The organism is Escherichia sp. MOD1-EC6021, from assembly GCF_002965245.1.
GTDB lineage: Bacteria > Pseudomonadota > Gammaproteobacteria > Enterobacterales > Enterobacteriaceae > Escherichia > Escherichia coli_F.
Window position 1 is genome coordinate 1 of the sequence record NZ_PTRU01000008.1, and the last position, 13,577, is coordinate 13,577.

General features: G+C 50.8%; 12 protein-coding genes and 1 rRNA gene. 5 read left to right on the top strand and 8 right to left on the bottom strand.

The annotated features are described in order from the left end of the window. Window positions 1-253 precede the first annotated feature (253 nt). Window positions 254-369 (top strand): 5S ribosomal RNA (rrf, locus tag BEB54_RS11085). A gap of 332 nt (window positions 370-701) precedes the next feature. After that, on the top strand, window positions 702-2,000 hold the full coding sequence (gene kgtP, locus BEB54_RS11095) for an alpha-ketoglutarate permease (protein ID WP_000841107.1): 1,299 nt from the start codon (window positions 702-704) through the stop codon (window positions 1,998-2,000). Here kgtP and BEB54_RS11100 read toward each other — a convergent pair. The 5 genes from BEB54_RS11100 to trxC all read right to left on the bottom strand — a co-directional run bounded on the left by BEB54_RS11100 (window position 1,997) and on the right by trxC (window position 7,712). Beyond that, entirely contained in the window at window positions 1,997-2,320 is a 324-nt protein-coding gene (locus BEB54_RS11100; protein WP_072004035.1) for a YfiM family lipoprotein, read from the bottom strand. The two genes, kgtP and BEB54_RS11100, sit on opposite strands and share 4 nt — an antisense overlap. A gap of 44 nt (window positions 2,321-2,364) precedes the next feature. Further along, window positions 2,365-3,720, bottom strand: coding sequence for a CDP-diacylglycerol--serine O-phosphatidyltransferase (gene pssA, locus BEB54_RS11105; protein WP_105277566.1), 1,356 nt, complete (start codon window positions 3,718-3,720; stop codon window positions 2,365-2,367). A gap of 113 nt (window positions 3,721-3,833) precedes the next feature. After that, window positions 3,834-6,494: a peptidyl-lysine N-acetyltransferase PatZ gene (gene patZ / locus BEB54_RS11110; RefSeq protein ID WP_105282192.1), complete on the bottom strand. Its 2,661-nt coding sequence runs from the start codon at window positions 6,492-6,494 to the stop codon at window positions 3,834-3,836. A 31-nt stretch (window positions 6,495-6,525) separates the two neighbouring features. Continuing rightward, window positions 6,526-7,224 carry a tRNA-uridine aminocarboxypropyltransferase gene (tapT, locus tag BEB54_RS11115; RefSeq protein WP_032184923.1) on the bottom strand — a complete coding sequence of 233 codons (699 nt, stop codon included), beginning with the start codon at window positions 7,222-7,224 and terminating at the stop codon, window positions 6,526-6,528. A gap of 68 nt (window positions 7,225-7,292) precedes the next feature. After that, window positions 7,293-7,712, bottom strand: coding sequence for a thioredoxin TrxC (trxC, locus tag BEB54_RS11120; protein ID WP_001098726.1), 420 nt, complete (start codon window positions 7,710-7,712; stop codon window positions 7,293-7,295). Window positions 7,713-7,918: 206 nt separating this feature from the next. On the opposite strand from trxC, the gene BEB54_RS11130 reads away from it, so the two are divergent. After that, window positions 7,919-8,956 carry a tRNA/rRNA methyltransferase gene (locus tag BEB54_RS11130; protein WP_000997419.1) on the top strand — a complete coding sequence of 346 codons (1,038 nt, stop codon included), beginning with the start codon at window positions 7,919-7,921 and terminating at the stop codon, window positions 8,954-8,956. Between the two features lie 47 nt (window positions 8,957-9,003). Here BEB54_RS11130 and ung read toward each other — a convergent pair whose 3' ends face one another. Further along, the gene (ung, locus tag BEB54_RS11135) at window positions 9,004-9,693 is read right to left on the bottom strand and encodes a uracil-DNA glycosylase (RefSeq protein ID WP_032184921.1); all 690 of its coding nucleotides are present in this window, start codon (window positions 9,691-9,693) and stop codon (window positions 9,004-9,006) included. A gap of 304 nt (window positions 9,694-9,997) precedes the next feature. Between ung and grcA the strand changes: the two genes are divergently transcribed. Continuing rightward, window positions 9,998-10,381 (top strand): autonomous glycyl radical cofactor GrcA, encoded by a 384-nt coding sequence (grcA, locus tag BEB54_RS11140; protein ID WP_105282193.1) that lies wholly within the window; start codon window positions 9,998-10,000, stop codon window positions 10,379-10,381. Between the two features lie 55 nt (window positions 10,382-10,436). Here the strand turns inward: grcA and eamB are convergent, their stop codons facing one another. Then, window positions 10,437-11,024: a cysteine/O-acetylserine transporter gene (gene eamB / locus BEB54_RS11145; protein WP_032184919.1), complete on the bottom strand. Its 588-nt coding sequence runs from the start codon at window positions 11,022-11,024 to the stop codon at window positions 10,437-10,439. Window positions 11,025-11,126: 102 nt separating this feature from the next. On the opposite strand from eamB, the gene BEB54_RS11150 reads away from it, so the two are divergent. Beyond that, a complete protein-coding gene (locus BEB54_RS11150; protein ID WP_088541190.1) occupies window positions 11,127-12,008 on the top strand; it encodes a LysR family transcriptional regulator in 882 nt (293 codons plus the stop codon). Between the two features lie 208 nt (window positions 12,009-12,216). Here the strand turns inward: BEB54_RS11150 and srmB are convergent, their stop codons facing one another. After that, window positions 12,217-13,551 carry an ATP-dependent RNA helicase SrmB gene (gene srmB / locus BEB54_RS11155; RefSeq protein WP_000219193.1) on the bottom strand — a complete coding sequence of 445 codons (1,335 nt, stop codon included), beginning with the start codon at window positions 13,549-13,551 and terminating at the stop codon, window positions 12,217-12,219. Window positions 13,552-13,577: the final 26 nt, after the last annotated feature.

The following is a 13,577-nucleotide window of genomic DNA, read 5'->3' on the forward strand; positions in this document are numbered from 1 at the left end:
CCGGGTGTGTAAGCGCAGCGATGCGTTGAGCTAACCGGTACTAATGAACCGTGAGGCTTAACCTTACAACGCCGAAGGTGTTTTGGCGGATTGAGAGAATTTCAGCTTGGATCCAGAGTCCGAAGGATTTTGCGCTGAGACAAGGCGGCAAATGAAGCGAAGGAAGGAGCATACTGAAGTATGTGACTGATTTTCGCGAATGCAGCCAACGCAGTATTAGCACAAAAGACACAGGACAGAGCACAGGAATTTGCCTGGCGGCCTTAGCGCGGTGGTCCCACCTGACCCCATGCCGAACTCAGAAGTGAAACGCCGTAGCGCCGATGGTAGTGTGGGGTCTCCCCATGCGAGAGTAGGGAACTGCCAGGCATCAAATTAAGCAGAAGGCCATCCGTCAGGATGGCCTTTTTGCGCTGGTGCGGAAAAAATGCCGGATGCGACGCTGGCTGCATCTTATCCGTCCTACGCTCCCACATAAGCCAGATTCAACAGCGAATACGGCTTCCCCAAATTGCCCACTTAAATACTTCCTCCTTACCAGAAATCTATCCTTAAGCTCCTTAATAACCATTTTCCTGCTAACTAAATTCATGGTTAAGGTTGCATAATGATGCGCAACAAATGTATAACATTTTCCTTACCAAAAAAATAAACAACAGCGACCGACAAAAGCATCGGATTACGGCAGGAGACATAATGGCATGGCTGAAAGTACTGTAACGGCAGACAGCAAACTGACAAGTAGTGATACTCGTCGCCGCATCTGGGCAATTGTGGGGGCCTCTTCAGGTAATTTGGTCGAGTGGTTCGATTTCTATGTCTACTCGTTCTGTTCACTCTACTTCGCCCACATCTTCTTCCCTTCCGGGAACACGACGACTCAACTACTGCAAACAGCAGGTGTTTTTGCTGCGGGATTTCTGATGCGCCCAATAGGCGGTTGGCTATTTGGCCGGATAGCCGATAAACATGGTCGCAAAAAATCGATGCTGTTATCGGTGTGTATGATGTGTTTCGGCTCACTGGTTATCGCCTGTTTGCCAGGCTACGAAACAATCGGTACCTGGGCTCCGGCATTATTGCTTCTTGCTCGTTTATTCCAGGGATTATCCGTTGGCGGAGAATATGGCACCAGCGCCACCTATATGAGTGAAGTTGCCGTTGAAGGGCGCAAAGGTTTTTACGCATCATTTCAGTATGTGACGTTGATCGGCGGGCAACTGCTAGCTCTACTGGTTGTCGTGGTTTTACAACACACCATGGAAGACGCTGCACTCAGAGAGTGGGGATGGCGTATTCCTTTCGCGTTAGGAGCTGTGTTAGCTGTTGTGGCGTTGTGGTTACGTCGTCAGTTAGATGAAACTTCACAACAAGAAACACGCGCTTTAAAAGAAGCTGGTTCTCTAAAAGGATTATGGCGCAATCGCCGTGCATTCATCATGGTTCTCGGTTTTACCGCTGCAGGCTCCCTTTGTTTCTATACCTTCACCACTTATATGCAGAAGTATCTGGTAAATACTGCGGGAATGCATGCCAACGTGGCGAGTGGCATTATGACTGCCGCATTGTTTGTATTCATGCTTATTCAACCACTTATTGGCGCGCTGTCGGATAAGATTGGTCGTCGTACCTCAATGTTATGTTTCGGTTCTCTGGCAACCATTTTTACCGTTCCTATTCTCTCAGCATTGCAGAACGTTTCTTCGCCTTATGCCGCTTTTGGTCTAGTGATGTGCGCCCTGCTGATAGTGAGTTTTTATACTTCAATCAGTGGAATACTGAAGGCTGAGATGTTCCCGGCACAGGTTCGCGCATTAGGCGTTGGTCTGTCATATGCGGTCGCCAATGCTATATTTGGTGGTTCGGCGGAGTACGTAGCGTTGTCACTGAAATCAATAGGAATGGAAACAGCCTTCTTCTGGTATGTGACCTTGATGGCCGTGGTGGCGTTTCTGGTTTCACTAACATTGCACCGTAAAGGAAAAGGGATGCGTCTTTAGTGATGCGCCAGTTGCCAGACGGTATAGCCAGTAGTTGCACCGGCGACATCCCAGGTAAAATCTTTCCAGCTCCAGCCGCTCCCCTCGGGGCGGCTATCCCAAAGTTCTTTTGACGCGCCCAGCCCAACAGAGAACATCAGCCCGAAAGTGGCACTGCGATCGCGACTCATCCCCTGATGCTGTGAATATTCATTTCCGGCAGCGGAAAGCATCGCCGAGGCGATAAAGTGTTGAGCTTTATCCTGCCCGCTCCAGCTATCGTTAGCCATATGGCTGCATCCAGAAAGTAACAATAGCGAACAGACAAAAAGAATACGCAAAACGTGGCCTCCAAAAACAAACCCCGTACAGGACGGGGTTGTGATTACAGGATGCGGCTAATTAATCGGTCGATGCGGATACGGCGCAAACGGCGAATGAGTTTACGAACCTTCACCGGATAATCGGCAATACTTTGCAGATCGCGATAGTGCTTAACGATGGTGGTATGCTCGCGGATCAGCTCCAGTTCTTTCTCTCGCTGTGGCGCAAGCTCCAGTTGCGGATCGTGAATCAAAATGGCGTTTTCCAGATCCAGACGCCAGGCGCGTGGGTTCAGGTTATTGCCGGTGAGCAACATCCACTTATCATCAACCCACATCCCTTTCAGGTGATAGGTGTTGTCGTCATCTTTCCATAACCGAACCACTAACTGGTCAGTGTTGACGTAATACTGCAAACGGCTCAGGAAACGACGCAGATTGATCTCATAGAGATAAGGCAGTGCGCCAATTATCTTGAAAGGCTCATCTTCCGGAATGTAGAAGTCATTCGCAGTTTTATCGCCAACAATAATTTCGACCTTTTTCCCTTCGCGCAGTAACTGGATGATATTACGCACAAGGATTGCTGGCAGGTTGAAATATGGTGTGCAAATGGTTAGTTTCTGCTCGGCACAAGGCATAAGATGGAAAATGGTCTTGTTCAACAGACTCGATTTCCCCAGGCCCACCAATGGCGTAACAGAAAGCTGAACGTTATCAGCATCACCCTGGAAATGATAAGCGGCATCACGCAGCTCCTGGCGGAACAGACGAATGTCATTCTTGATTTCCGGGCTTTTTGGGCGATTAACATCATCCAAACGATTAACGCCGCGACCATTCATTATATTCTGTGTAACCCATTCGAACATAATGTCTGACATCTTGCGGTTACGAATCAGATGATAACGGTCGTAGCGGTATTTATCGTGCTGATGCAGATAAACATCGTTCAAGCTGGCACCGCTATAAAGAACGCTATCGTCGATGATAAAGCCTTTAAAGTGCAGAACACCAAGGGCCTCACGGGTATTGATTGGAACGCCATAAACTGGAACATCTACGCCCGGATTTTCCTGCGCCATGCGGCAGTACCAGTCAGCGTTAGTGTTAGATGCCGCAGCGCCAATGCGTCCACGTTGTGCACGATGCCAGTCGACCAGCACCCGCACATCCAGTTCCGGACGCTGCCGTTTAGCCTCATACAACGCGTTCAGAATGCCTTTGCCACCGTCATCCTGTTCGAGATACAGGGCGACAATGCAAATGCGCTGCTTCGCGCTGGCTATTTTTTCCAGCAGCGTCTCCCGGAAGTCGGCGGGAGCGTAAAAGAAATCGACATCATCAACTGATTGAGAAATCTTGGGTAGTTGGGCAAGGTGTTGTTGATGTTTATTACGCTTAAATTTTGACAACATCACAGTGCATTTCTTCTCTGTTCATTGAAGGGTCCTCTGTGCAATGCAGACGACATAAGCGGGCAATAATAACACCAGTCCCGATTAAGTGGTCAACATTTCCAGTACCTTACTCATGATTCCTCGCGCTGGGCAAGATTTAGCGTAAGCCCAACGATCCCCTCTTCGAGCTGGATATCAACGTTAAACCCGAGCTTGCGGGCCAGCGCCACCATGCCACGATTGTTTGGCATCGTAATACCATTCAGACGTTGCAGTCCGTGATCTCGCGTATAGGTAATCAACTTTTCCATTAAGCGTCGACCTAAGCCTAACCCTTTGAGATCCGAGCGAACCAGCACGGCAAATTCGGCATCGATGTTATCAGGGTCGGAGATCGCACGCGTGACGCCGAGGATCTCTTCCGTTTGATCAATACGTCGTACCGCTACAAATGCCATTTCCCGATCGTAGTCGATCTGCGTCATGTTGGCTAAATCTTCATGGGTAAATTCGTTGATCTCGCTAAAGTAGCGGTAATAAAGATCTTCTTTGGTGACTCGCGAAATGAACTGCTGAAGTTGTGGCTCATCTTCTGGCAAAATCGGGCGGAACAAGCAGCGTTCACCGTTTTTCAATTCTACCCATTCTTCCAGCTGATGAGGATAAGGGCGGACTGCCAGGCGACTCTCGTTATCGCCTTCAAACGGAGCGATATCCAGCGTGACATCAAGCGCGGTAAATTCATTGCCGGAAGCCAGCAAAGGATGAATATCCAGCCTCTGAATCTCCGGACAATCGACAATCAAGTTAGAAACCTGCACCAGTAACTGGCTTAATCCCGCCACATCCAGCGGGCGTAGCGCACTACGTGCACGAATCTTTTTACTTTTGATCCCCTGAATGACCAGATAACGTGCCAGGTTCATGTTCAGCGGCGGTAGTGCGACGACGGCTTGATCTTCAGGACGCCACTCCACACCGCCTTCGCCCAGCATGATCAACGGTCCGAAAACCGGATCGTGCTCAACCACTACTCGCAACTCCTGAGCGCCAGCACGGTTAGCCATACTTTGTACCAACAGGCCGTGGATACACGCCTGCGGCCAGGCCATTTTTACGCGATCGAAAATAGCATTTGCGGCTTGCTGGACTTCATTGGCTGTACGCAAGTAGAGCATGACGCCCTGAACTTCTGATTTATGTGGAATATCCGGCGAGCGTAATTTTAGTGCCACCGGATAACCAATCTGTTCGGCAATATGCACAGCCTCGGTGCTGTCAGTGGCAATCCAGGTGGGAAGTGTGTTCATGCCGTACGCTTGCAGGATAGGCTGAACTTCATGGGTATCGAGCGACGTTGCCCCTTCGACAATGGCCTGTTGCAACAGAAGATGCGCTTCTGCGGTATTAGAGGTCAGATTGCTGGGCAACGCCGGCGTTTCGCGTAGTTGCTTCTGATTACGCCGGTACTCCACCATATGCATAAAAGCGGTGATGGTTCCTTCCGGGGTGCGGTAGGTCGGCAGCCCGGCTTCGCTGAATAAACGTCGTGCCTCTTGCGAGGAGTGCTCGCCGCACCAGTTCGTCAGCAGAGAAACATACTTGCTGCGGGGATGATGCTTTACCGCTTCAATTAATGCATGCGCGCTTTCTGTTGCGGGAGCTGCGGCGCTGGGCGAATGAATAACCATCAGCGCATCAAAATCCTGACTGTGGAGCAGAATATCCAGCGTTTTAATATAATGCTCACTGCTGGCGTCATCGCGAAGATCGAGTGGGTTAGAGATTGCCACATGTTCTGGCAGTGCATCGCGCAATTTCTGGCAGGTTTCTTCACTGAGCGTAGCCAGCTTGCCATTGCGTGACCATAAGGCATCCAGCGCCAGTGCGGCAGGTGCTGCACCGTTGCTGATAATCATCAGCCGCTCTCCACGTAGCGGGCGCATATGGCTAAGGGTTTCGACTGCCGAAAACAGCTCGTGGGTATCCTGCACTCGCAACAAACCGGCGCGCTGAATAGCTGCATCCCAAGCAGGATCCATTCCTGCCGTGGTGTTCAGTAGTCGTTGCGCCGCCGGGCTACGTCCGCTTTTAATCACCAGAATCGGTTTATTACGTGAGGCGCTACGTGCAGCCGAAACAAAACGTCGCGCATCACTTAATTGTCCGAGGTAGAGCAGGATTGCACTAGTTTTGCTGTCGCGCGCCAGATAATCGAGCAATTCATCAACGTCGATATCCAGACTGTCGCCGAGAGCAATAAAGTAGGAAAAGCCCATTTCCCGCTGTTGTGCCCAGTCGAGGATGGTATTGGAGACGGCGGCAGACTGCGAAATAAACGCCAGTTTGCCGCGTTTAATCGGTACAGGCGAAAAGCTGGCATTCAGGCCTTGCCAGGGGGCCAGTAATCCCAGACTGTTTGGCCCCAGCAGACGCATGTTATGGCGCAGGGCGCAGGCGCGGAGATCTTCGTGTTGCGATGCCGGGGCGGAAAGAATAATGCAGGTTTTACAGCCTTTCTCGCCGAGCTCTTCCAGAAGAGTAAGATTGCGGCTGGCATTGGTACATAAAACCGCAAGATCGGGTGTAAAGGGCAGGCTGGCAATATCCGGCCAGGCCAACACACCCAACACCGCTTTCCAGGCAGGCGTCACCGGGAGTACCGGCCCGTTAAATCCCCCCGCCAGCAGGTTACGCATCATCAGGTAACCTGCGCGATTGGGTTTCATCGATGCGCCAATTACCGCAATCGATTTTGGTCGCAGTAGTGCTTCCAGTCCTCGCTGACTCATATCGGTCTCCCGCAGAAGTGACCGAATGATTTTAAACGCTTTCTAACTGTTCTGCTGTGATGCTACCCAGATGTTGCGTTTTTCCTGCCAGATAGCGTGTTTTAAAGCGGGTGAAATACTCGCCTAGACCTGCCGCCGCTCCGGTATCGCCGGCCATATCTAACAGTGCGATGGCAACTTCGGCAGTGCAGTATTGGCCTTCAGCCTGGGCTTCACGCAGGCGATAGGCAGAAAGCCGGGAAAGATCGACGGAAATGACGGGAAGATTATCCAGATACGGACTTTTACGAAACATCTTGCGAGCTTCCGGCCAGGTACCATCGAGCATGATAAACAGCGGTGGCTTACCAGCAGGTGGTGTAAAAATCACTTCCCGTTGCTCATCAGCATACGAGGCGGGAAAGACCACCATTGGCTGATAATCCGGGTTTTGTACCAGAGCCAGCAAATCCTGCGAGGGTTCGGTACGGGACCATTGAAACGCGACGGTATTTGGCAAGATATCGGCAATCAGACGCCCGGTGTTACTGGGCTTCATTGGCTCGGTGTCGAACATCAGCAAACAAAAGCGACTTTTAGCTTCCGCTGGAGTAATTGTCGAACAGAGACATAATTTCTCTGGCAAAAGACAGCGTTGGCAGCGACGAACGCGATTACCGCGGGCAAGAAAAGGACGTGTTGCGCGCGCAATACGCTCGGCGCGTAACTGGAGAACAGCGTTTTCGGTCATAAGAGAGCGTCGAAAAAACGCCATTGTCGCAGAGGAGAAAACGGGGCACAAGATGCACCCCGACAAGATTAAAGCGATTCGTTCAGCCAGCTATCGAAAGGTGCTTTTGGTACTGCGCCATTAAGCATGTCGACAACCTGACCGTTTTTGAAAATCATGATTGTCGGAATGCTACGAATACCAAAGCGGCTGCTTAATTCACGTTCAGCTTCGGTATTCACTTTCACAAAGCGCACTTTACCGCTACGTTCTTGCGCAACATCTTCAAAAATTGGTGCGAAATTACGGCAGGGGCCGCACCACGGCGCCCAGAAGTCGATCACCACAGGCAGATCATCTTTCAGCAATTTATCGAGCGTTTCACCGGTCGCATTAATCACCTCTCCGTCAAATAAGTCGTGACCGCAGCGTCCGCATTTTGCCGCATCTTCGATCCGATCGTCGGGAATGCGATTGATGGCCTGACAATGGGTACAAACGGTATTCATAACTAACCTCGGGATGAGTAAGGAGACTTATCGGCAACGACGCCGGTATGTTTCTAATATGTTACATATTATCGGGGACATTGTTCCAGACAACAATCTGTTTTATTCAATAGGTATGATAGTCGCAGGCTTTGGTACGAAATCATGGCGAACCGCGCGCACTTCGGGTAATCTGCGCGCTTCGCGCAGCGCTGGTGGAGAAAAGCATGAACGATGAGATGAAAGGTAAAAGCGGCAAGGTCAAAGTGATGTATGTCCGCAGTGATGATGATTCTGATAAACGTACCCATAACCCGCGTACCGGGAAAGGGGGCGGGCGTCCAGGAAAATCTCGTGCCGACGGTGGCCGTCGCCCCGCCCGCGATGACAAACAAAGTCAGCCCCGTGACCGCAAGTGGGAAGAGTCTCCGTGGCGCACGGTTTCCCGCGCGCCGGGTGATGAGACGCCGGAAAAGGCCGATCACGGTGGCATCAGTGGTAAAAGTTTTATTGATCCGGAAGTGTTGCGTCGTCAGCGTGCGGAAGAAACCCGCGTCTACGGCGAAAACGCCTGTCAGGCACTGTTCCAGAGCCGCCCCGAAGCGATTGTTCGCGCCTGGTTTATTCAGAGCGTAACGCCACGTTTTAAAGAAGCATTGCGCTGGATGGCGGCAAACCGCAAAGCGTATCATGTGGTGGATGAAGCGGAACTGACCAAAGCGTCAGGCACGGAACATCACGGCGGCGTTTGCTTCCTGATCAAAAAGCGTAACGGTACAACCGTGCAGCAGTGGGTAAGTCAGGCAGGTGCGCAGGATTGTGTACTGGCACTGGAAAACGAATCTAACCCGCATAACCTGGGTGGCATGATGCGCAGTTGCGCGCACTTCGGCGTGAAAGGCGTCGTGGTGCAGGATGCGGCGTTGCTGGAATCCGGTGCGGCTATCCGTACCGCAGAAGGCGGTGCAGAGCATGTTCAGCCGATTACTGGCGACAACATTGTTAACGTGCTGGATGACTTCCGCCAGGCGGGTTACACCGTAGTGACCACCTCCAGCGAGCAGGGTAAACCGCTGTTCAAAACCAGTCTGCCAGAGAAAATGGTGCTAGTGCTGGGTCAGGAATATGAAGGGTTACCGGATGCCGCACGCGATCCGAACGATTTGCGCGTGAAGATTGATGGTACGGGCAACGTTGCCGGGCTAAATATCTCTGTTGCAACCGGCGTTTTGCTTGGTGAATGGTGGCGTCAGAATAAAGCCTGATAAATCAGCCGGGTGGCAACGCTGCCATCCGGCGTTTTCCTGCAAATTTACTCACTTTCTGCCGGTAATACTGGCATCCAGTCAATCGGTTTCTCGCCACGTTGTTCCAGCCACTGATTTGCCAGCACAAAATGGTTGCAGCCAAAGAACCCACGATGCGCCGAAAGCGGTGATGGATGCGGCGCTTTCAGTATGTGATGGCGTTGTTTATCAATAATCGCCCCTTTCTTCTGTGCATGTGATCCCCACAACAAAAACACCACGCCTTCGCGATGCTGGTTGATCAGGCTGATGACTTTATCGGTGAAGGTCTCCCAGCCGAGGCTAGCGTGGGAATGCGCCTGACCTGCGCGAACCGTCAACACAGTATTGAGTAGCAGAACGCCCTGACGCGCCCAGCTTTCAAGATAACCATGATTAGGGCGGGTGAAACCGGGAATAGTATTTTCCAGCTCTTTATACATATTCAGCAGTGACGGCGGTGTCGCAATGCCGGGGCGAACGGAAAATGCCAGACCATGCGCCTGTCCCGGTCCGTGATAAGGATCCTGGCCGAGAATCACCACTTTAACGTCACCCAACTCTGTAAAGCGGAACGCGTTAAAGACATCCTTTTGTGGCGGATAGATAGTGACGCCGGCCTGCCGCTCGCTGGCGACGGTCTGTAGGGTATTAAGAAAATAGGGTTGCTGCTTCTCTTCAGCCAGCACGTCATGCCAGGTTAATTCGTTTGCCATCTCGCTCTCCCGCGAATCTTCAATCCGCCTAGCTTAACTGCTTCTTTCTACAGAACAAAATCATGCTCATTTTTTAGACTTAAACGAGTGCAAAAAAATGTAAATTGGTAAAATTTCACACCTGCATAAGTTGATGTAAAACAATAAAATCCATTTGCGACCACACTTGATGTGTGGTTTTTATTGATTTAAATCAAAGAATCAAGGGTGTTTGAGGAGTATATATACACTCAAGCAACAATGGTTTTACCAATTGGCCGCGACAGGCTAATCAAATCAAATAATTTTGCCGGGGAGGCATCACATGATTACAGGTATCCAGATTACTAAAGCTGTTAATGACGATCTGCTGAACTCTTTCTGGCTGCTGGACAGCGAAAAAGGCGAAGCGCGTTGCATCGTTGCGAAAGCAGGTTTTGCAGAAGACGAAGTGGTTGCAGTAAGCAAACTGGGTGACATTGAATACCGTGAAGTTCCAGTAGAAGTTAAACCAGAAGTTCGCGTTGAAGGTGGTCAGCACCTGAACGTAAACGTTCTGCGTCGTGAAACTCTGGAAGATGCAGTTAAGCATCCGGAAAAATATCCGCAGCTGACCATCCGTGTATCCGGTTATGCAGTTCGCTTTAACTCTCTGACTCCGGAACAGCAGCGCGATGTTATCGCTCGTACCTTTACTGAAAGCCTGTAAGGTTTAAGTAGCAAGTTACTAAGCGGAAGAGGGCGACCTCTTCCGCTTTTTTTCATTAACAGAAAATGCGCACCGCGCAATAGACCAGCAACAACGCCAGCACGATATTTAACTGGCGACCATACTGGCGAAACAATCGCTGAAACAGATGCCCCGCCAGCGCCCAGCACACATTGCCAAAGGTCCCAATCATTGCCAGCAAAACGCTGACGCCAATCACCCAGCTTAACGCCTGCGTTTGTGGCAGGATAAATGTCGACAGTGCTGTAATGCCGTACAAAATAATTTTGACGTTCACAAACTGCAAAGCAAAGCTGGCCCAGAAGCTGATCGGTTTGGCCTGAAGTCCGTCTTCCTTGGTTGGACTGGTAGCGATTTTCCACGCCAGCCAGACAATATATGCCGCTCCTGCCCAACTCAAAAGGTGCACCGCTGCTGGGTCAATAACAGCCAGTGAAAATGAAATTCCTGCACACAGTAACATCACAATCAAAAATCCCAGACTCATCCCTGCCAGCACGTGGGTACTCCGACGAAATCCATGCGACGTGGCAGAGCTAAGAGCGAGTATATTGTTTGGTCCTGGCGTCAGGGCGGTAATCAGGGTGTAGGTCCAAAAAGCACTTAAAAGGGTCGGTGTCACTTGTTATCTCCTCTGTTTTGGTAGACAGTACCCGACACAAAACATTTAAAAAAATGAATGTTTTCACATTCTAAATTCGATATTTTCGATAGGTTTGGAGTTATGGATCTGCGCCGTTTTATTACGCTTAAAACCGTGGTGGAAGAGGGTTCCTTTTTGCGAGCTTCGCAAAAATTGTGTTGCACACAATCGACGGTGACTTTTCATATTCAGCAGCTTGAACAGGAGTTCTCAGTACAATTGTTTGAGAAAATTGGCCGACGGATGTGCCTCACTCGCGAAGGCAAAAAGTTGCTGCCGCACATCTATGAACTCACCAGAGTGATGGATACGCTTCGTGAGGCTGCCAAAAAAGAGTCTGATCCGGACGGAGAACTGCGCGTTGTTTCAGGCGAAACGCTGCTCTCTTACCGAATGCCGCAGGTGTTGCAGCGTTTTCGGCAACGTGCACCAAAAGTGCGTTTATCACTGCAGTCGCTGAACTGTTACGTGATCCGTGATGCTCTACTGAATGATGAGGCCGACGTCGGTGTTTTTTATCGCGTAGGAAATGATGATGCTCTGAATCGACGAGAATTGGGTGAACAATCGCTGGTGCTGGTGGCTTCACCGCAAATTGCAGATATCGATTTTACCCAGCCGGGAAGACATAACGCCTGTAGTTTTATTATCAACGAACCGCAATGTGTCTTCCGGCAGATATTTGAGAGCACGCTGCGCCAGCGGCGGATCACGGTGGAAAATACCATTGAGCTTATAAGTATCGAAAGCATAAAGCGTTGTGTCGCGGCGAATATCGGAGTTAGCTATCTGCCGCGTTTTGCGGTGGCAAAAGAGTTGGAGTGCGGAGAATTAATCGAATTGCCTTTTGGCGAACAGTCGCAGACCATTACGGCAATGTGCGCACACCATGCCGGGAAAGCGGTTAGCCCGGCGATGCACACTTTTATTCAGTGTGTTGAAGAGTGTTTTTTGCCGGGATAAAAATAATGCCGGGCTTAAACCCGGCACCCAACTTGTCGACGAAGTGCGTTTTGTTCATGCCGGATGCGGCGTGAACGCCTTATCCGGCCTACAAGATCGTGCAAATTCAATATATTGCATGAGCCATGTAGGCCTGATAAGCGTAGCGCATCAGGCAGTTTTGCGTTTGCCAGCACTTTTAATTCCGGGCTTAAACCCGGAATTAAGATCACTCTTCTGTCGTTTGCGGTGGTACGCCTGTTCCGCTTGGTTTGCGTCGCTTACCAATATTTTTGGTATCGCGATGGCGTTTTTTCACCCGTGGCTTCTCTTTCTCTTTAGCCTTTTTCTTCTCGGCGCGTTTTGCCAGTACTTTCTTCGATGGCTTGCCGGTCTGCTTTTCGCTTGGCGCACGCGTTTTCGGGCGTAACTCATCAATAACGCGAGCTTTAATTGGCTCTTCAATATAGCGGCCTACTTTGCCCAGCAGCAGATGGTCATGAGCTTCAACCAGTGAAATCGCGGTTCCCTTACGACCAGCGCGAGCAGTACGTCCGATACGGTGTAAATAAGTATCGCCACTGCGTGGCATATCGAAGTTAAAGACATGGCTGACATCCGGAATGTCGATACCGCGCGCGGCAACATCGGTGGCAACCAGTACGTTTACGCGACCTTCGGTCAGACGCTTGATCGCTTCGTTACGCTTGCCTTGTACCATCTCACCTTCGAGATAGCAGTTGTTGATGCCCGCTTCGCGCAACCAGTTTGCCAGTTCATGCACACGCTCACGCTTACGCACAAATACAATTGAGCGGGTCGCTTCCGGTTGTTTTAACAGATGCACCAGTAATGCGGTTTTATGTTCCAGGTCATCGGCGCGGTAATACCACTGATGAATTTTTTTGCGCTCACGGGTGGATGGATTCGCAGAAACTTCCACCGGATCTTCAAGCAGACGCTCGGCAAAATCCTGAATGGCATCGCCTTCAAGCGTTGCCGAGAAGAGCAGGGTCTGTTTACGCCAGCGCGTTTCGCCTGCAATATGTTCGATATCCTGAGCAAAACCCATATCCAGCATACGGTCTGCTTCGTCGAGGATCAGCGTTTCAACCGCGCGGCAATCGAAGTTCTCTTCTTTTATGTATTGCAGCAGACGTCCGGTCGTGGCAACCACGATATCCTGGTTTTCGCTGAATACTTCCGCGTGGTTCATATAGGCTACGCCGCCGGTGATGGTGGCGATATCCAGATGCGTATGTTTCGCCAGTTCGCGGGCATGATCGGCCACCTGCATCGCCAATTCGCGAGTCGGGGTGAGGATCAAAATACGCGGCGGACCGGATTTCTTACGGGGAAAATCGAGCAGGTGCTGCAACGCTGGCAGCAGATACGCCGCCGTTTTACCGGTGCCTGTCGGCGCAGAACCGAGTACATCACGGCCATCGAGCGCAGGCGGAATGGCGGCAGCCTGAATGGCGGTCGGGCGAGTGAAACCTTTATCCTGGAGGGCTTCCAGCAGGCTTTCGTCGAGTTCAAGTTCGGAAAAAGTCGTTACAGTCATGTTCTACCTCTGTGTGGGGCGCTGAT